Below are 18,937 nucleotides of genomic sequence, written 5' to 3'. Positions count from 1 at the left end.
TAAAGCTATGGCAGAAATCGTGATTCGCAACACGAACGAACGCATTACTGGGGAAGAAAATGTTCGGGAATTCCTGAATAACCAAGAGGTTGTTTATGAGCATTGGAATATGGATAAACTCCCGGCAGATCTTCAAGAAAATTTCAAGCTGAGTGATGAAGATAAGCAGCGCATTTTGGACATTTTTGACGAAGAAATTCGCGACCTGGCTGCAAGACGCGGCTACAAAATCTGGGATGTCATCACGCTTTCCGAGTCCACGCCCAATATAGAGGACCTGCTTAAAAAATTCGAAGAAGTTCACACCCACTCGGAAGACGAAATCCGTGCGATCGTTGGCGGCAAAGGGATCTTCATTATTAAAGGCTCCGACGATGTCGGTTACTTTAACGTAGAGCTTGAGCCGGGCGACGTTATCTCCGTACCGGAAAACACGCCTCATTTCTTCACGCTGATGGAGAACAAGCAGATCATCGCGGTTCGTCTCTTTATTGAAGAGAACGGCTGGGTAGCTACTCCGGTAGAAGATCCCCAATTTCAATAAGCCTTAAGCGGTTGACTGAATAGGAAAATGGAATAAGGCAGCGCATGATCCGCCCAACGGATGGATGCGCTGCCTTGTTTATTGGCTGTGTATTGTGTATTACTCGGTTACCGTCAATTCCTTCAGCGGCATGGAGTGCTGCCCTCTAGCCGTGACATGGGAAACGATGCGATAGGTTCCTGCTTCCTCGAAGGTTTTCTCCATTTTGTAGACCCCGCCTTGATCATGCTTAACCGGAACCTTTGCCTGAACGCCTCCGCCTTCCAGCGTCACTTCGAATTCCACGTCGTTTGCATCTTCGACCGGGCTGCCTGCTTGTGTTACCTTCGCTTCGATCAACACTTTCTCGCCTGCCTTAATGCTCTCTGGCGTCAGAGAGAGCTCTACGATAATCGGCTCCGCCATCACATCATCACTGGGCGCCGCCTTGCTGTCATTGCATGCGGCAAGCGCAACCGCCATCAACACCATGGCTGCAATAAAGGCCATCTTTTTCCTGGTCATCCAACCACCTCTTTTACGAATTCATGCTATGTATGATTTATTCACGTAATGGTCCATTCCAAACAGCGTCATTTTCCTAATTCATTATATCGCATTATTCTTTAACTTCTATCTCATGCAGCTTACAATTGTGTGACGTTTGTCACTGCCAACAGCCTCTTTCCTTTCAAACATGGCAACCAACAAAAAAACAGCCCCGAATCGCATCAGATGCTGGCAGGACTGTTCCTATGTACGCTAATATATCTCGCTAATAGATCTTGTAGAATAGTCGTGAACTCTTGATCACGTCATTTATAAGGACGCCACAATAGCATGCAGCTCGGATAAATGTTTGATCTCAAACTTCGGCTGAATGGCCGGATCATGAGGCCGGTCTACCCGATTGATCCAAACCGTATGCAGTCCTGCGGCATTCCCGCCTTTAATATCTGTGGTCAGCTTATCTCCCACCATCACGGCCTGATCCGCCTCGACGCCTAACAGATCAAGTGCATGCTTGAATATGGAAACATCCGGCTTGCCTTTGCCGAAATCACCCGAGATAATAATGTGGTCAAAATAAGGGACCAGTTCCGGAACGCCATCAAGCTTCTCCTGCTGCAAATCCGGACTTCCGTTCGTTAGAAGCAGCAGCTTCACGTTACCCTGTAATTCCTTCAGCACTTCAAAGGTTTCTTCATATACGTAAGGTCTTGTTCTGCGTTCCGCAGCAAATTGCGCTGCCAACGTCTCCGCCAACGCTTCATTATCAACGCCAAGGCGATGAAGTCCGCGACGCCAGGATTCCTTGCGGTATACGGGAGCCAATTCTTGCAGCTTTCGGAATTCGGGCTGGGATCCAGCCGTAAAATTAGCCCACAAGCCTTCAAACGGATTGATCCCGATCATTTTGGTAAAAGCAAAAGTATCATAGGATTCATACAATGCTCTTGCTTCTTCACGCACCGCGGCCAAAAGCGCGCCGGCATCAACGCCGGTCTCCGCCGCTCCGGCTTGGCATGTCACTTCAAACGCTTCTTCTACACTGCGTTCATCCCACAACAACGTATCGTCCAAATCAAACAAAACCGCAGCAATCGGCATTTCTCTCCCACTCCTCATATACATTGTGATCTACTCTATCGGGTTAGTTGTGCTCCACTGGAATTTGATGAGTCTTTGCAAACTCTTCCAATCTTTCGCCCATGGCTTTGGTATCGTAAAGATTCATCATTCGTGAGAACACCCAGTTGCCTGCTTTTCCCTTGCCTTGGATCACGACGGAACCCGAAGCCAATTTGATCTTCTCGATATCCGATACGGCCAGACGGCGTTCCCGGTTGAACTTCATGGTCGACACGGAGGCCCGTTCAATCTTCAAATAAGGCTTGCGGAGAAATATCATGAGCGCCAACAGGATATACAAGCTGACGCCAACCCAATTCAATACATCATTGCTTCCGCCGGCTGCCTGTGAAGTTGCCGTTCCGAGAAGCGCATACAAACCGGCCAATGCAACAAGCACTAACGGAAGTACATACTTACGTCCCTTAAACACGTCATGCTTATCATTAATCGCAGACCCTTGATACGAGGTCAATCCCTGCTTTTTGCGCTGTTTGTTAAGTTGCGACATATTTTTGCTGACTTTTCTTTCCCATGAACGTGACATTTGGTTCCCCCTGAACTCATAATCAAAATGTTTATAAACCATATAAACTTGGGGTAACCGTAATCGATTATCCGAATGGCCGGTACCCCAAGTAGTATTATGCTATCCTTCGATCTGTTCACGGATCCTCTAAATATATATCCTTGAACGGTTATCGACTAGTGCTTTAATCGCGGGCCGCCTTTTTGTTCGTTTTCATCAACCCATTCAATCGATTCCAGCTGTTGTCTAAAGTTACTGCGAATATTGTTAAGGTATATTTCCCGAAGCTCGGCCCGTTCTTTGAGCTCCTCCTCGGTCAGCCCTTCATTCTTCTTCTTTCTTGCTAATACATTGATGCGTTCTACCAAAGTATCGATGTCCATGACTTCTCCTCCAATTTCGATATCATGTATAACTTAAACATGTGAAAAAGAGCTTGTCAAGGCAACTGAGCCCTTGCAAACTCTTCTCAGAACAAATAGGAATATATGATGCGCATAAACGAATACCGTCTATGGGGAGGAAATCTATAGTTATCTATTGTAAACGCGCTATTACGCGTAAATGATTCAATCTGACAAGCAGAATATGATGTGTCATTAAACAGGAAGTAACCAGCCGTATGTGGTGATTATATGGAGTATGAATGCCTATTGGTTGAAGCAACGTCAAATCACCAAACCGGCAATGACAGCACTTCCCCAGCCTGTATGTCCGGACCCTTCAATCCGTTCATTCTTCGTATGCTATCCAGATATACGCGTGTATCCATATCCGCAGGTTTGTGAAGGGAAGCAATTCGCCACAAGCTATCGCCATATTGAACGATCACCTGCTTCTCTCCAGTCGGCTTCTCTGTCCCACCGGCAAAAACGGAATATGCACCTGTCCAAAAGATGGCCACAATTAGCAGGGTGAACAACAGTTTATTCAAAGGGATCGAAGCTATCTTCGATTTCAAGTAAATGCCCCAATTCTTCGATGATTGTTCTGTTACCACCGGAACGTTCTCATAAATGCTGCGGTATGTACTGTATTTCAACATGGAATCATCATCTCCCAAACAAGTGTTCTCTTATGGATTCATCTTAACACGAACACTTGTTTGATTCAATACCCAAAAGAACATTTGTTCTATTTTATTTTAGAACTTATGTTTGTACGAACGGTAGTTCTATGTTATAATTTTCCCAAACGTTACTAAATGGGGTTGATACGGCATGTCGAAAATATCCAGCCGCCAGCTGGCGATCTTAGAGTTTATCCGCAACGAAGTTCGTAGCAAGGGTTACCCGCCTTCTGTCCGGGAAATCGGCGAGGCTGTCGGACTAGCTTCCAGTTCTACGGTCCATGGTCATCTGGACCGTTTGGAGAAGAAAGGCCTGATCCGCCGTGACCCTACGAAACCAAGAGCGATCGAGCTGCTTGGCCAAGAAGAATCCGAGAGCGCGAATCTGTTTACGCACACCATAGCCAGAGTGCCTGTCGTCGGGAAAGTCACAGCAGGCGTGCCGATTACGGCCATGGAGAACATTGAAGACTATTTCCCGCTCCCTCAGCATTACGTGGGCGACGATAAAGTGTTCATGTTGTCCGTAGTCGGCGACAGTATGATTGAAGCCGGTATTCACAGCGGTGACTACGTCATCGTTCGCCAGCAGCAAACCGCGGACAATGGTGACATTGTCGTTGCAATGACAGAAGAAGATGAAGCAACCGTGAAGACCTTCTATAAGGAGAAGGATCATGTACGATTGCAGCCGGAGAATCCTACCTATGAGCCGCTGCGCTTGAACCATGTTACGATTCTCGGGAAAGTGATCGGTCTCTTCAGGGACGTACACTAATTCCATAGAATTATGAATAAGAGGTTACCTTCCTTATTTGGATGGTAACCTCTTTTTTAGGACATGCACTAGAACGTTCCGGTCTTACGCAACACTAGAACCAACGCATTTTGCCTAAGATCTAATTGATACATTCTTTCAGAAACATAATCCGGCGAACCTTCGCCTCCCGGTCCCTCCGTAGACTGCAGAACAAGCTTATTCTCCTTCACCTCGGGAGCCGTACCTGGTCTATAATACGAAAAGTAGGATACCAAGGACTCATCCTGAAATCGAAGCTGCACGGCATTACCCGTTTCATGCTCTACGGCGAACGCATAGATTTGTATGCCATGACAGTCCCTATATTGCGGTGCCAGTATAAATACATCGGCATCTTGAAACGGCAAGCGAATCATATCAACTGGAGCAGATGTCGGTTGAATAAATGTAAGCCCCTCCAGCGTAGTGACTTCATTTGTAACTTGGTTAGTACTATACTGCACGCTGTAGTTTCCGGTAAACGACCGATCCGTTTCGATACCGAAGCAGCTCGGTGCACCCAATGTCGTTATTTTTTCCTGTCCAACTGCAATAACGTTTAACCGTCCTTCATCCGTTACGCCTTGTGCCCGGATTGTCTCCTCCTTAGTAGGGGGCATAGTCCCTGCTCTCTGTTGTTCGTCCCTGCCATAAGGCAATTGAAAGGCAAATAAAATAATCAGAAGCATGAACCCGCCAGCTAATCCAACTTGTAAGTACTTTCGACGTTTAGGTTTGCTGTCGGTGAAAATCACGGACCTATGCACGTTTTTTTTCATTTCGGAAGTGAACTTTTCATCTGTAAAGGGAGCTTTTTTCGCCCGGTTGTACCAGCCTGGTTTATCCTCATTCATCGTTCTTCTCCTTCATTAGGTTTTGCACTCTTTTCCTGGCCCGATGCAATCTTGATTTTACGGTGCCTGTCGCAATATGAAGCAGCTCCGCAATCTCATGCATCGGCATTTCATAGTATAGGTCCAGGACCAATACTTCCCTAAGCTTGCTCGGCAAAGTCATAATTATTGCCCATATTTCATCCGTATACTGCTCGTCCAAATATTCCGCTTCCGCTGACTGGCTTGATGAACTGACGATAAGCTTGTCTTTAAGGATGACTTTCCGAAAGAAAAAAGCCTGTTTGTACCGGAACGCCGTATGTCGCGTGATCGTTAGCAGCCACGTTTTCAGCGTCGCCTGACCGCGAAAGGTATGTATGCCGTAATAGGCCTTAATAAAGGCTTCTTGTGCAATATCGTCTGCCAAGGCATGCTGTTTGGTCAAAAAATACGCATAATTCCACACATCGTTTCCATATTCATTCATGATTTTATCCAGCGTCTGGCTGTCCATGACCGTCATCTGCTTTAAGTATTCGAGCTCCAACCGATTCACCTCATCTAATTAGAGTCATGGAAGCGAGCAAAGGTTCCTTTTTTCGTAAAATAAAAAAGAATCTCCCGTAGGTAAGGGAAGATTCTTTATGGACTAATATTAGTGCGTGACTGAACTGATTCTGTAAAAGAATTATTTATATGTACCTGTCAGGAATATAGTGTCATCCCCTGTTATATCTTTCTGAAATTTCACATTTACTTCAATTTGATTTGCATCTTCAATATCAATAACGATATGCTGTCCAATATCTTTAGGCGACAGCATAAGTTCTTTTATCTTTGTCTTGCCATTATATATCGTTACTGAGATATCATTACGGATATTAATCGGTAACAATGAAAGATCTAGTACTTTATATTTTCCTTTTGGTTCAAGAATGATCGTTTTTTCAGAATTATTAATTTCTCTCATTACGATACCGGAACCGTAATCTTTTCCATTATGTTCGGTGTACTGCTTATCACTTGTGGTGAGGGAAGTACTATTAATCTTGATTCCTTCTTTGGTTATAATTGTTGTATCTGGTTTTTCTCCGATAATAATTTTTTGATTCTTGCTATCATATTCAACGACAGAGCCAAGTGCCTCGGAGATCGCTTTTACAGGGATATAATTTGAGTTGTTGTATGTAATTGTTGCAAGTTTTTTTCCTGATTGATCTTTTGGAACCCAATCTTCACCATTAACCTCATATTTAATTCCCCAGTTTAAATTTGCACTTATTTTTTCTAGTGCAGGAGCAGCTCCTACCCCTATTGTCATTCCTCCTAACATCGTTGCCACTGAGAGTAAGAGAATATATTTCTTTTTCATCACCTGAACCTCCTATATATTGGAATTCAAATTCAAGTAATATTGTAAGTGACTTCATGGATGAATTCAATCACATAAAAACAATGGAGTGTCGTCTTAAAGACCTTAGCGACTAAAAGTTATAATACCTGAGTTGTTCAAACACGTAAGCTAAAAACGTACTTACGGTTTAGACAAAAAAAATCCCCGCTGCCACTTGGCAGCGGGGATTCCTCTATTAATACATTGTAATGTACTGATCGCGTTCCCATTGGTGAACTTGCGTTCTGTACATATCCCATTCGATCTCTTTCAGCTCGTAGAAGTGAGCCAGCGCATGGTCACCGAGTGCATCGGAAATGACTTCGCTGCGGATCAATTCGTTGAGCGCTTCTTTCAGGTTTGCTGGCAAGCTTGGGATGCCTTCCTCGATGCGCTCTTCTTCCGTCATCACGTAGATGTTGCGGTCGATCGGTGCCGGAAGCGACAGCTCACGCTTAACGCCGTCCAAGCCAGCTTTCAGCATGACAGCCAGAGCCAGATACGGATTCGCAGCCGGATCCGGGTTACGCACTTCGATGCGCGTGCTCAGACCGCGGGATGCTGGAATACGAATCATCGGGCTGCGGTTACTTGCAGACCATGCCACGTAGCAAGGTGCTTCGTAACCAGGCACGAGACGCTTGTACGAGTTCACCGTCGGGTTCGTGATCGCAGCAAACGCGCGTGCATGCTTAAGAATACCCGCCATATAGTTCCGAGCCGTTACGCTCAGGCCAAGCTCGTCGCTCTCATCAACGAACGCGTTCTCGCCGCCTTTGAAGAGCGATTGGTTGCAGTGCATGCCGGAGCCGTTTACGCCGAATAGCGGTTTTGGCATAAACGTTGCAATCAGACCATGCTGACGAGCGATCGTCTTAACAACCAATTTAAAGGTTTGAATCTGGTCAGCCGCTTTGATCGCATCTGCGTACTTGAAGTCGATTTCGTGCTGGCCAGGCGCAACCTCATGGTGAGAAGCTTCGATTTCGAAGCCCATCTCTTCCAGCGTCAGCACGATGTCACGGCGGCAGTTCTCGCCGAGATCCGTAGGCGCCAGGTCAAAGTATCCGCCCTGGTCATTCAGCTCCATGGTCGGATTGCCTTTTTCGTCGGTTTTGAACAGGAAGAATTCCGGCTCCGGACCGACATTCATGGAAGTGAAGCCCATCTCTTCGGCTTCCTTCAGTGCTCTCTTCAGAATACCGCGCGGATCTCCCGCAAATGGGGTGCCGTCCGGCATGTAAACATCACAGATCAGACGCGCGACGCGATCCTCGGATACCCAAGGGAAGATCATGAAGGTATCCAGATCCGGGTACAGGTACATATCGGATTCCTCGATACGCACATACCCTTCGATGGAAGAACCGTCAAACATCATTTTATTATCAAGCGCTTTAGGCAGCTGGCTTACCGGAATTTCAACGTTTTTGATCGTTCCCAGCAAATCTGTAAATTGCAAGCGGATAAATCGAACATTTTCTTCTTTGGCGATGCGTAGAATGTCCTCTCTCGTATAACTCACTTTATCCTCTCCTTTTTAAATAAAAAAACTAGACTCCATGAAGAATGATAGCATGGCAATCCTTATTTATTAAAAAACCGGGATAATTCCCCTTGAATCAATGAAACCTGACCCGGTCTTTTAGCGGTAATCAATTCCTGCTTCAGCAAACGGCGCAGCTGCGACTCCGACATCTCACGGCGTCTGTTCTCCGTATCCGGCGTAATGACGGTAGCCTCTTCAGACTCTTTCGTGACCGGGTTCATGACTTGCTTAATGCCGGCAATGTTCACGCCTTTTTCAATCAAAGCCTTAATCTCTAGCAGTCGCTCCACATCATTGAAGGAAAACAGGCGTTGGTTGCCCGACGTACGGGCTGGGACAATTAAATTATGCTGCTCATAATAGCGAATTTGTCTGGCAGATAGATCCGTAAGCTTCATAACAATGCCTATCGGAAATAACGCCATATTCCTCCGAATCTCATCACCCATATCTCATCAACCTTCCAAGTGGTTATTCTGATCCTATTGTACATTTCCTGATCAGCCACGTCAACCGCATGTGAGGATAACTTACAATAGTTTACGATCTTTCATGCTTTGGAGTGCCATAAGTACCCCATATTTAACATGAGAATAAGTCAAACCACCCTGCATGTAGCCGATATAGGGTGAACGGATAGGCGCATCCGCGGACAATTCCAGGCTTCCTCCCTGAATGAACGTGCCTGCCGCCATGATCACCGGATGCTCATATCCCGGCATATCCCAAGGTTCGGGAACCACATGGCTGTCCACGGCAGCGGCCTGTTGAATCCCTTGTACAAAAGCGATCAGATGTTCCGCTCCGCTAAAAGATACCGCCTGGATCAAATCGGTACGCTCATCCTGCCAGCCCGGCTTGGTCGTAAATCCCACGGCTTCAAACATCGCAGCAGCATAGACGCTTCCCTTGATGGCTTGCCCGACGGTGGAAGGTGCCAGGAATAAGCCCTGATAGATTCCTCGGGTTGTTCCCAGCATAGCCCCGACTTCACGTCCGATTCCGGGTGCAGTCAGCCGATACGCCGCCTGCTCGACATAGGCTGCTTTGCCGCATATGTAGCCGCCGGTTTCGGCAATGCCGCCGCCAGGATTTTTGATTAGGGAACCCGCCATCAGATCAACGCCGACCTCCGTCGGTTCCAGACGCTCCGTAAACTCACCGTAGCAGTTATCCACAAACACGATTACATCCTCGCGAATGGACCGTATACGGCTTACCATCTCGCCAATTTGGGCAACGGTAAACGAAGACCGCCAATCATATCCCCGGGAACGCTGGATACCGATAACTTTCGTCGAAGGCGCGATAGCACTCTCGACCTGCTCCCAATCAATGTCCCCTTGTTCTGTCAGGGCCACCTCACGATAGCCGATACCGAAATCGCGCAGCGATCCGGTGCCGTCCCCGGGCTCGCCAATGACTTTATGCAGCGTGTCGTAGGGACGCCCTGTAATATAAAGCAGCTCATCTCCCGGTCGTAATACACCAAACAAAGCCGTCGAGATCGTATGGGTACCCGAAGCAAAATGGGGCCGGACCAGGGCCGATTCGGCTCTGAAGACGTCAGCGTAAACTTCATCCAGCACTTCACGGCCACGATCATTATAGGCATAGCCGGTGGAACCCGCAAAATGGAAATCACTCACCTGAAACTTCTGGAAAGCATCAATGACCTTCCACTGATTAAAATCAACAATGGTGTCAATCTCCCGTATACGCCGACTGATTTTGGACTCAATCTCACTGCTCAATTCAAGTATATCTTGCGAAAATCTTGCCATGACGAACTGCTCTCTCCTCTTATACACATGATGTCTCACATCTTAACACATATTTTTGTTACATAGAACTCATCAACGTTTCAAAACCGCCCGGAACACGCAATATAAGCCCCTGAACAGGGGCTTATGCGCATTTACTACCTATGCTTAAGATCCATTCTGAACGTAATCATGAAGTAAATAACCCATCTTTTCATAATCCGCTTTATTGATCCGGACCTCATAGAGGATATCATTCTCGTCAAAAGACTGCTCTAACACGTCTCCGACCCGGTATACTACCGAGTTCAAATCGCCGCGGTCGGCCGGAATCCGGAACGTGACGTTGCCTCCGGAGAGCCGGTCCTGAATCGCTTCGCGCACCGATTCCAAATCCTGATCAACGTACGCGCTGATCTTTAATTGCCCCTCACCCGTCGGCAGCATTTCCAGCTGGCCCGGCTCACATGCATCCTTTTTGTTAAACAGGACGATTTGAGGTTTATCTGAGGCTCCCAAATCCTGAAGAATGGACTGTACCACCGCCATCTGTTCATCCCGCATAGGTGAAGAAGCATCCACGACATGAAGGATCAGATCGGCTTCGTTGGCTTCTTCCAGCGTCGCACGGAACGCAGCCACCAGATCATGGGGAAGATTCTGTATGAATCCTACGGTATCCGTAAGCACGACTTCTTTGCCGCTTGGCAGCTCCAGCACGCGCGAAGTGGGATCCAGCGTCGCAAACAATTGATTTTCGATATAAACGTCTGCGGCCGTTAATCGATTCAACAAAGTCGATTTGCCGGCATTGGTGTAACCGACAAGCGCAACCTGCACGGCCCCGCTCTTCTTCCGGCGTTCCCGATGGAGCGTCCGATGCCGGGTGACTTCATCCAGCTGCCGCTTCAGATCGCTGATTCTGTCGCGAATATGCCTGCGGTCGGTTTCGAGCTTGCTCTCCCCCGGTCCGCGCGTTCCGATTCCCGCTCCGAGCCTGGACAGATTTTTGCCATGTCCCGACAACCTCGGGAGCAGGTACGTAAGCTGGGCCAGCTCCACCTGGATAATTCCCTCACGCGTTTTCGCCCGCTGCGCGAAAATATCCAGAATCAATTGAGTCCGGTCGATAATCTTGACATCAAGCGATTCTTCCAGATTTCGAACCTGCGCCCCGGATAATTCCTGGTCGAATATGGCCGTGGTTGCGCCTAATCCATCAATCGCCATGCGCAGCTCTTCGACTTTCCCTTTGCCGATGAACCACTTGGAATCCGGCACTTCCCGATTTTGCGTAATGACATCCAGTACCTCTACTCCAGCGGTTTCGGCCAGCTGAACCAGCTCCTGCAGCGAGTGTTCCGGATTAATCCCGGTGCGTTTAACCGCGTCCGTTACCAAACTGACCAGAACGGCCTTATCTTCGATCTCTGTCCGGGTATCATGCGTTATATTTGTCATATAGCCAACTCCTTCTAACGATACGTCTACTAATTTAACTAACCGCTGCTGCCTGCAATAAACATTATGATCCAAAGAAAGCAGCGTTACCCCTTCATTATGTTCGAAGACAAGCTTAAAATCATTGTAATTTTCCGTTTAACTTAAAGTCCTCCGGCCGCAGGGTCATAAGCTCCAGCTTGCCCGGGTTGCCCGTTACGTATTGATTCAACAGCCGAACCGATTGATTCCTTATCGATTTTTCGATGACATTCCGTACATAACGCGCGTTGCTGAAGGCGTGCAGCCCATGTTCCTTCTCAAGCTGCAGGTGGTCCTTCAGCTTGTTCAGCGATTGCGGCATCAAGATGTAGTCTCTCTCCTTCGCCATCAGCTCCGAAATCTGGATCAATTGATCCAGATTGTAATCCGGGAAGTCCATCTGGATCGGAAAACGGGAATGCAAACCAGGATTCGTATCCATAAAAAAATCAATCTCATCGCTGTAACCCGCCAGAATAAGAATGAACTGGTTTTTATGATCCTCCATGGCTTTGACAAGCGTATCGATCGCTTCCTTGCCAAAATCCTTCTCGCCTCCGCGCGCGAGGCTGTAGGCCTCGTCGATGAACAAAATGCCACCCAACGCCTTCTTGACCAGTTCCCTGGTCTTTTGTGCCGTGTGGCCGATATATTCGCCTACGAGGTCCGCCCGCTCCACTTCGACCAGATGACCCTTATTCAGCACGCCCATCTTCTGAAACAGCTTCGCCACGATGCGGGCGACCGTCGTTTTGCCCGTACCGGGATTTCCTTTGAAAATCATATGGTATACATGACCGCCGCTTAATAAGCCTGCTTCCGAACGCATCTGGGCTACTTGAAGCAGAGCATAGATTTCAAACACCAGGTCTTTGATCTGTTCGAGACCTACCAGCTGATCCAGCTCTTTTTGTATTTCCTGGAATAGACTGTGCTGGGAAACAGGGTTCGGCGAAGGGGCCGGTTCGCGTTCCGGAACCGCACTGCTGATGAGTGGGGGTTCCGCGCTGCGGAGCACGACATTTATCTGCCGGGATGGCCGTCCTTCAGATCGGCCGTTTGCGGCCGTTACACGCCCGTTCATTGCTCCTCACCTCTTTATCCAAAGGGCTGACTATCTATTCCAATGTATTCTATTTACAGCCTGCTTATTAGAAGTTTCGTCCTCATAGGACACCCATGGCGATCAACAGCCGATCGGCCGTCCATTTCGTATAAGCCAGCACTTCCCGGGACTTGTGCTTGGCCATGGGCAGAACGGTAGATTCCGTCAGCGACATCGAGGGTTGATCGTAGTCAAGGGCTGTTGCGACCTCCATGGCCCTCGTCCCATGGTAATCATGGGTTACAATGATAGCGGTGTTCCACCCGTGCTCCTCCATGATCGCTTGGCTGTATAACAAATTCTCGTAAGTGCTCGTAGCTTCGTTCTCAAGGAAGATTCGTTCTTCGGGCACCCCTGCCTCGACCAGGAAGTTTCTCATCCCCTCGGCTTCGGTATAATTGTACTCGGGTTTATCCAGACCGCCTGTAACAATGAAGGTATCAAATCGACCGGCATTATACTCAACCAGCGCATGCTCAAGGCGTTCGCGAAGGCCGGGACTAGGTTGATCCCCCCACATGGAGGCGCCCAAAATGATGCCGACGTCCGCTTTCTCCGCCGGTCTGCTGACGGCGCTTTCGATTTTCCAATACGCATAACCTGACCATAAAACTCCGAGAACGACGAGCGAGAGCAGGGTATAGATCCCTCGCCGATACCACGCTCTCTTTCTTGTGCCTGCGGTCGGCAGGCCTTTATGTATTTCCTGACGCATTATTTCTTCCTCCTGAACTCTCCGTTATGAAATAACTGGTCGCGATGCTTCAGTGACATCATAAAGTAAGGAAATTCATGTGCGTCGATGGCCCGAAGCAGGTTTCGTGCAGTCACCTTGGCAAGCCTGTAATCATCCCGGGTAATATCATTCCGGCGCAGGGCATCCTCAAGCTCATCTTCATCCAGCAAGAACACTTCGCCATTCTTGACGACCACAACGTCCAGGTATAGATCGTCAAACCATGGAACGCCCTGATCGGTTACACCCTGTTTCTTGCAAATATCGATATACCATTGAACAATATTCCGCTTGTCGTCAAACATGGCCGTAACGATGTAATGGCTGTCCTTGGGATAATACTGCAGCCATGAATAGCCTTTGTCCGCGATTCGGTAAGTATGACGGCCATACGTCTTCCACAACGGTTCTTTCAGGCCATAGATGGTATATAACGTGAGATACCCTGTAAATTGCTCACATTCCACATACCGGGAAGTGAAGTGCCGGCGCGTGATACGGCGCCAATTCGCCCGATCTCCGAATTTACGTTTCATGGAACTTTTCCTCCCCATTCGTATTCCCAGCTTACCACATTTGGGTAACACACTCAAAACAAAGAAGCCTCCGCAAACATGCGGAGGCTTCTGAATTTATTATGGGCTGTCCTGGGACTGGTCAGGCGCGTTCGCCGGATCCGACGGATCCACGATCGTTCCCGGAACCGTAGGGATATTGCCGCTATCCGTGTCGGTTCCTCCCGTGCCACCGTCACCGGTGCTCGTTCCATCTCCTGAGCCATCCGTTCCGTCGCCGGGATTTTGGCCATCCTGACCATTCCCAGCTCCGTTTCCATTGTCAGGCGGAGTCGTTCCGTTTCCGTTTCCATTCCCATGGCCTTCGCCATTGCCATTGCCCGGTTCGCCCGAACCGTTGCCGTTGCCGTTACCGTTACCATTCCCGTTGCCGTTCCCATTCTCATTACCCGGCATCTCGTTTCCTTCCCCGTTCTCACCATTATCCACCGGTGGCGGTTCTTGAGTGTCTCCCGGATCGGGTTCCAGATCCTCAGGCGGCAATTCCTCGGAAACAGCCACGATCTGCAAAATGTTCGAAGGTTCCGATTCATCGCCGGTTGATGGATCGAAGGCCGTTACGTAATAATCGTATGTCAATCCTTCCATCGCACTCATATCCTCAATGGAGGTTCCACCCAAAGAATCGAGGATCCGCGTGTACTCGGACTCGGACGTTTCCTTACGGTATATGCGGTACTGAACATTGCCTTGAACCGGATTCCAGCTCAGTGATACGGTCTGGGTCTCCCCGTTATAAGAGCCCGTCAAACCGCTGACTGCGCTTAATGCCGGTTCTTCTACAGGCGGCTGTACCGGCTCTACATTCGGGAAATTCTTCGCTTCATAGCCTTGAACCGCCTTCTCCATCACTTTGCCCCATAAGGAAGCAGAGATCGAGCTGCTTCGCTTCAGCAGATGCTGGCGGTCAGGATTATCGTAACCCATCCATACAGCTGCCGTTAATTCCGGCGTATAGCCGACAAACCATACGTCGCGGTTCGAGCTGACGCCCTTGTAGCCGCTCTGCGTGGTTCCCGTCTTACCGGCTACCGGACGGCTGATCCGGGCATTCTTACCCGTTCCGTCCTCTACGACGCGTCGCATCATGTCCGTCATTTGCGAAGCCGTCGTCTCGCTCATCACGCGCTTCCCTTTGCTGCCTTTGTTCTCATGCACAACCTTGCCTTTGTTGTCTTTAATTTGTTTGATCGCAAAAGCCTCTTTGAATTCTCCGCCATTGGCAAAAGCGCTGAAAGCTTGAGCCATCTCAAAGGTGTTCGTACCGGTATCCATGCCGCCGAGGGCCAAGGATAGGTTCGCATCCCCTTCGGACATCTTGATGCCGAGGCTTTGCGCGAAATCAAATCCGGTTTTCACGCCGATTTCGTTCAACAGCCATACGGCCGGGATGTTCTCGGAACGCTGAATCGCTTCCGGCATGCCGATCGTCTCCGAGTAACCGTGCAGGTTATTCGGACAGTAATTGCTGCCGAAACACTGCTTCTTGTTGCTGAGTCTCGAATCCTTCGTAAATTTGCCGGATTCGAGCGCCGGTGCGTAGGATACAATCGGCTTCAAAGCGGAGCCCGGCTGACGACGGCTGTCGGTAGCCCGGCTGAACCCGCCGCGCGTATACTCCCGACCGCCGACCATGGCGACGATCCCGCCGGTCTCTTGGTTAATGATGACCATGGAGCCTTCAACTTGCACGTCATCCGGACTTTCTTCGAAGTTGGCCGGATTATTGAATTCCTCTTCCATGGCCGTTTGGGCATTCACGTCCATCGTGGTATAAATCTGATAACCGCCAATGTTAACGTCATCCTCGGTAAGGCCCCACTTCTCTTCGGCCTCTTCCATGACGTAATCGATAAACGCCGTATACTTCTGTTGTCTTTCAGGCGGCGTATAGGCATAGTCCACCTTCTTGGCTTCCGCTGCCTCTTCGGCCGTGATATATCCCTGTTGTTCCATCAGGGTCAGGACGACCGCGCGCCGCTCTTTGGAAAGGTCGGGATTCTTGAGCGGATTATAGCGGGACGGCCCTTTCGGCATTGCCGCAAGCGTCGCCATTTCCCATAAATCCAGCTCTTTCAGATCCGACTTGCCGAAATAACGCTCGGATGCGGCTTTGATGCCGTAATAAGGTCCACCGAAGTTAATCCGGTTCAAATACATCTCGATAATTTCTTGTTTGCTGTGCTGACGCTCAAGCGCCAGCGCGATCGACATTTCAGTCGCCTTACGGAAGAAAGTTTTGTCCCGGGTCAGGAATATATTCTTCGCCAGCTGCTGCGTGATCGTGCTTCCGCCTTCCACCATGGACCGGGCCATGATATCCTTGACGGCTGCACGGCCGATCGACCACATGTCCACGCCGTTATGCTCCATGAACCGTTTATCTTCAGTTGCAATGAATGCTTGTATCAATTTCTCCGGAATATCCTCGTACTTCACGGGATCGCTCTTCTGCAGGGACAACTCGCCCATCAGCGTTCCGTTGCGGTCATAAACTTTGGAAGTACCGTAAGCGGTCAATTTATCCTGATTCTGTTCCAGCAGCTTTTCTCCGCTGATCAGGATGAACAAATAACCTGCAAGCGCGCAGAAGATCGCAATGACGGCCGTGAAAAACAGCGCCCATGCAATTCGCTTTCCCTTGCCCTTTTTCTTCTTCGCATTCGGTTTCGTGGTTTTGGATGTCTTCGAGTTGTCTTTGTTTTTATTCAACCGAGACATCTGATTATCTTTTCCAGCCATTTGTCCCCCTCCTTGCTCCCTTGCGGGATCAAACCTTCTGACTCTCGAGTCGTGCCTCGGAAAGAAAAGAACAACCTTCTCAGGTTGCTCTCTGCACTCCTTATAAGCTAAACGAATTATAAACCAAAAAGTTTCAAATTAATCAAAAGCGGTATGATTTTGCTCTCTATGAATCCATTCTAAAATCTATTGTTCGCTGTTGTTATCCTGCATCAGGGACACATTACGCTGCGGCATGAACGTGGAGATAGCATGCTTGTACACCATTTGCTGACGGCCGTCGCTGTCAATCACGATGGTAAAATTGTCAAAAGCTTTGATCGTTCCACGGATCTGAAAGCCGTTTGTAAGGTATACCGTGGCCGGAATGTTCTCTTTGCGCAGTTGGTTCAAGAACGTGTCTTGGATGTTAATGGACTTGTTCATTAGCCGTACCCCCAATGGTTCAATTAGATTGTTTTGAAAATATATTCAAGATTTCAGTGAAACTTTCCTGCTATTATAGCACGGATTTTTTGATAGTTAGCAGAAAAATTTCCCGAGTCGGTGACGTCTACCCACTCGATGTCCTTCATGTGGCGAAACCAAGATAGCTGCCGCTTAGCGAAACGGCGCGTATCGCGCTTAAGCAGCACGACGGCCTCCTCGTAGCTGAACTCCCCTTTAAGGTACGACACGATTTCCTTGTAACCCAGCCCTTGCATGGATACAAGCCCCGGAGCGAATCCTTTGTCCATGAGCGCCGCCACCTCATCGACAAGTCCTTGGCTCAGCATAAGGTCAATTCGCTCTTCAATACGGTTATATAGCATTTGCCTGTCCATTGTCAAACCGACCAAGCATAAGTCATAGGGAGACTGCTTGGTTTGAGGCGCCAGCTGGGCCGAAAGTGGGACGCCGGTCACATGAAATACTTCCAAAGCACGAACGACCCGGCGTAGGTCGTTAGGGTGAAGCCGCTCGGCAGTTTCAGGATCTACTTCTGCCAATTTCTGATGGAGAGCCTCTGCTCCATATTCATTGGCGTAGCGGAACTGCTCCTCCCGAAAAACTTCATCCGCTCCGGTCTCGCTGAACTGATAACCGTAGCATACCGACTCTACGTAAAGCCCGGTTCCGCCAACGATGAACGGAAGCTTCCCCCGTTCCGTGATCTCGGCGATCAGCCGCTGGCATTGCTCTTGAAATTCGGCTACCGAGTACGGGTGATCAGGTTCGTGAATGTCAATGAGATGGTGGGGGACGCCTTCCATTTCCTCCTCGGAAATTTTGGCCGTGCCAATATCCATGCCCCTGTAAACCTGCATCGAATCGCCGGATATAATCTCACATCCGAATTCCTTCGCAATTTCAATGCTCATTTTGGTTTTGCCTACCGCTGTCGGTCCGATGAGAACCAGCAGCTTCGGTTTGGTTTCATCTGTCAATGGAAATCACTCCGTACGTTATTTTGGATTTTCCCCGTTCAGGCAGTGCAAAGCCGAGCCGCTCGAATTCTCCGCTGGACCGCGCTTCCTTCATGACGACGGTTTTGCGCGCGACCCTGATCGCTTCCCTCACGCTTTCCGCATCCAAAGGCTCGCCGTTAGCATAATGCCTTAACGGGTTGATGGAAGCCGAGTCGGTGATCGGTTCGCGGAACATCGGGTCAAAATAGACAATGTCGACGCTTTGGTCCGGCAGCGATTTCAAATAATCCAGATGATGGCTATGCCTGACCTCGATTCGCCGCATCGCCTGATCGCTGGCTTCCAGATGGCTTTCATAGGTCCGTAGCCCCTCTTTCAGCAGCGCAAACAAAGGCAGCGAGCTTTCCAGGGCGGTGATCCGGCTGTTCGCCCCTCCCTTACCCGAGAATACCAGGGAGTCGGCTCCAAGGCCCGCCGTGCAATCCAGCACGGAGTCCCCTTCCTCCATCCCCGATGCCTCCAGCATGGGATCGGGTTTTCCGTTCAGCACCCGCTTCAATCGGACAAAGCCCATGCTCGGGTGAAATTCCATGACAGAGCCGCCAGGTCCGCTCAAACGCACATGTCCGTTCAGTACCACCAGTACGTCGTCGTCCCCGAACCTGCGGGCTAATTTTCGCAATGAATGGCCGCCGCGCTGGACGTAACGGCAGCCGGTTTCCTGGGCTAAACGTTTGGCGCGCTCGACGATGTCCGGCGCTTCCGCTTCTCCAGTTGTAATGATCATGAAGGTCC

The 18,937-nt window shown here is 49.2% G+C and carries 21 protein-coding genes; 2 read left to right on the top strand and 19 right to left on the bottom strand.

Features of this window, described 5'->3' with window-relative positions; translation table 11 throughout:
* Nucleotides 1–7 precede the first annotated feature (7 nt).
* Complete coding sequence (locus tag MHH82_RS12280; RefSeq protein ID WP_015734673.1) at nucleotides 8–544, top strand: cupin domain-containing protein; 537 nt, start codon at nucleotides 8–10, stop codon at nucleotides 542–544.
* A 99-nt stretch (nucleotides 545–643) separates the two neighbouring features.
* Here the strand turns inward: MHH82_RS12280 and MHH82_RS12275 are convergent, their stop codons facing one another.
* From MHH82_RS12275 to MHH82_RS12255, 5 genes are all read right to left on the bottom strand, one after another.
* A complete protein-coding gene (locus MHH82_RS12275) occupies nucleotides 644–1,048 on the bottom strand; it encodes a FixH family protein (protein WP_015734672.1) in 405 nt (134 codons plus the stop codon).
* 294 nt (nucleotides 1,049–1,342) lie between these two features.
* Nucleotides 1,343–2,134 carry an HAD family hydrolase gene (locus MHH82_RS12270; protein WP_015734671.1) on the bottom strand — a complete coding sequence of 264 codons (792 nt, stop codon included), beginning with the start codon at nucleotides 2,132–2,134 and terminating at the stop codon, nucleotides 1,343–1,345.
* A 43-nt stretch (nucleotides 2,135–2,177) separates the two neighbouring features.
* A complete protein-coding gene (locus MHH82_RS12265; RefSeq protein WP_009596012.1) occupies nucleotides 2,178–2,702 on the bottom strand; it encodes a hypothetical protein in 525 nt (174 codons plus the stop codon).
* A gap of 158 nt (nucleotides 2,703–2,860) precedes the next feature.
* Nucleotides 2,861–3,067 carry a DUF896 domain-containing protein gene (locus tag MHH82_RS12260; RefSeq protein WP_015734670.1) on the bottom strand — a complete coding sequence of 69 codons (207 nt, stop codon included), beginning with the start codon at nucleotides 3,065–3,067 and terminating at the stop codon, nucleotides 2,861–2,863.
* A gap of 290 nt (nucleotides 3,068–3,357) precedes the next feature.
* Nucleotides 3,358–3,729: a LysM peptidoglycan-binding domain-containing protein gene (locus MHH82_RS12255; RefSeq protein WP_015734669.1), complete on the bottom strand. Its 372-nt coding sequence runs from the start codon at nucleotides 3,727–3,729 to the stop codon at nucleotides 3,358–3,360.
* A gap of 175 nt (nucleotides 3,730–3,904) precedes the next feature.
* Between MHH82_RS12255 and lexA the strand changes: the two genes are divergently transcribed.
* The gene (lexA, locus tag MHH82_RS12250) at nucleotides 3,905–4,531 is read left to right on the top strand and encodes a transcriptional repressor LexA (protein ID WP_009596010.1); all 627 of its coding nucleotides are present in this window, start codon (nucleotides 3,905–3,907) and stop codon (nucleotides 4,529–4,531) included.
* Nucleotides 4,532–4,599: 68 nt separating this feature from the next.
* Here the strand turns inward: lexA and MHH82_RS12245 are convergent, their stop codons facing one another.
* The 14 genes from MHH82_RS12245 to MHH82_RS12180 form a co-directional block, all read right to left on the bottom strand.
* The gene (locus MHH82_RS12245; protein ID WP_251494595.1) at nucleotides 4,600–5,406 is read right to left on the bottom strand and encodes a hypothetical protein; all 807 of its coding nucleotides are present in this window, start codon (nucleotides 5,404–5,406) and stop codon (nucleotides 4,600–4,602) included.
* On the bottom strand, nucleotides 5,399–5,935 hold the full coding sequence (locus tag MHH82_RS12240; protein ID WP_251494592.1) for an RNA polymerase sigma factor: 537 nt from the start codon (nucleotides 5,933–5,935) through the stop codon (nucleotides 5,399–5,401). Before MHH82_RS12240 ends, MHH82_RS12245 begins: the two co-directional genes overlap by 8 nt.
* Before the next feature lie 141 nt (nucleotides 5,936–6,076).
* Nucleotides 6,077–6,760 carry a stalk domain-containing protein gene (locus MHH82_RS12235; RefSeq protein WP_340965841.1) on the bottom strand — a complete coding sequence of 228 codons (684 nt, stop codon included), beginning with the start codon at nucleotides 6,758–6,760 and terminating at the stop codon, nucleotides 6,077–6,079.
* 217 nt (nucleotides 6,761–6,977) lie between these two features.
* Nucleotides 6,978–8,306 carry a type I glutamate--ammonia ligase gene (glnA, locus tag MHH82_RS12230; RefSeq protein ID WP_015734665.1) on the bottom strand — a complete coding sequence of 443 codons (1,329 nt, stop codon included), beginning with the start codon at nucleotides 8,304–8,306 and terminating at the stop codon, nucleotides 6,978–6,980.
* 62 nt (nucleotides 8,307–8,368) lie between these two features.
* Nucleotides 8,369–8,779, bottom strand: coding sequence for a MerR family transcriptional regulator (locus tag MHH82_RS12225; protein WP_006209652.1), 411 nt, complete (start codon nucleotides 8,777–8,779; stop codon nucleotides 8,369–8,371).
* A gap of 81 nt (nucleotides 8,780–8,860) precedes the next feature.
* The gene (locus MHH82_RS12220) at nucleotides 8,861–10,114 is read right to left on the bottom strand and encodes a methionine gamma-lyase family protein (RefSeq protein WP_036665473.1); all 1,254 of its coding nucleotides are present in this window, start codon (nucleotides 10,112–10,114) and stop codon (nucleotides 8,861–8,863) included.
* A 147-nt stretch (nucleotides 10,115–10,261) separates the two neighbouring features.
* Nucleotides 10,262–11,554, bottom strand: a complete 1,293-nt coding sequence (hflX, locus tag MHH82_RS12215; protein ID WP_015734663.1) for a GTPase HflX — start codon at nucleotides 11,552–11,554, stop codon at nucleotides 10,262–10,264.
* Nucleotides 11,555–11,675: 121 nt separating this feature from the next.
* The gene (locus MHH82_RS12210; protein WP_015734662.1) at nucleotides 11,676–12,659 is read right to left on the bottom strand and encodes an AAA family ATPase; all 984 of its coding nucleotides are present in this window, start codon (nucleotides 12,657–12,659) and stop codon (nucleotides 11,676–11,678) included.
* 82 nt (nucleotides 12,660–12,741) lie between these two features.
* Entirely contained in the window at nucleotides 12,742–13,395 is a 654-nt protein-coding gene (locus MHH82_RS12205; RefSeq protein WP_015734661.1) for a YdcF family protein, read from the bottom strand.
* On the bottom strand, nucleotides 13,395–13,952 hold the full coding sequence (locus MHH82_RS12200; protein WP_015734660.1) for a DUF402 domain-containing protein: 558 nt from the start codon (nucleotides 13,950–13,952) through the stop codon (nucleotides 13,395–13,397). Before MHH82_RS12200 ends, MHH82_RS12205 begins: the two co-directional genes overlap by 1 nt.
* A 99-nt stretch (nucleotides 13,953–14,051) precedes the next feature.
* Nucleotides 14,052–16,733, bottom strand: coding sequence for a PBP1A family penicillin-binding protein (locus tag MHH82_RS12195; protein WP_340965832.1), 2,682 nt, complete (start codon nucleotides 16,731–16,733; stop codon nucleotides 14,052–14,054).
* A gap of 186 nt (nucleotides 16,734–16,919) precedes the next feature.
* Nucleotides 16,920–17,159: an RNA chaperone Hfq gene (gene hfq / locus MHH82_RS12190; protein WP_009590863.1), complete on the bottom strand. Its 240-nt coding sequence runs from the start codon at nucleotides 17,157–17,159 to the stop codon at nucleotides 16,920–16,922.
* A 53-nt stretch (nucleotides 17,160–17,212) separates the two neighbouring features.
* Nucleotides 17,213–18,160 (bottom strand): tRNA (adenosine(37)-N6)-dimethylallyltransferase MiaA, encoded by a 948-nt coding sequence (miaA, locus tag MHH82_RS12185; protein WP_015734658.1) that lies wholly within the window; start codon nucleotides 18,158–18,160, stop codon nucleotides 17,213–17,215.
* Nucleotides 18,150–18,929 (bottom strand): class I SAM-dependent methyltransferase, encoded by a 780-nt coding sequence (locus MHH82_RS12180; protein ID WP_015734657.1) that lies wholly within the window; start codon nucleotides 18,927–18,929, stop codon nucleotides 18,150–18,152. The genes miaA and MHH82_RS12180 overlap by 11 nt, the downstream gene beginning before the upstream one ends.
* Nucleotides 18,930–18,937 lie beyond the last annotated feature (8 nt).

The organism is Bacillus sp. FSL K6-6540 (assembly GCF_038007545.1).
The sequence above is the reverse complement of the archived record's forward strand: the minus strand, read 5'-3'. Positions and strand labels throughout refer to the sequence as shown.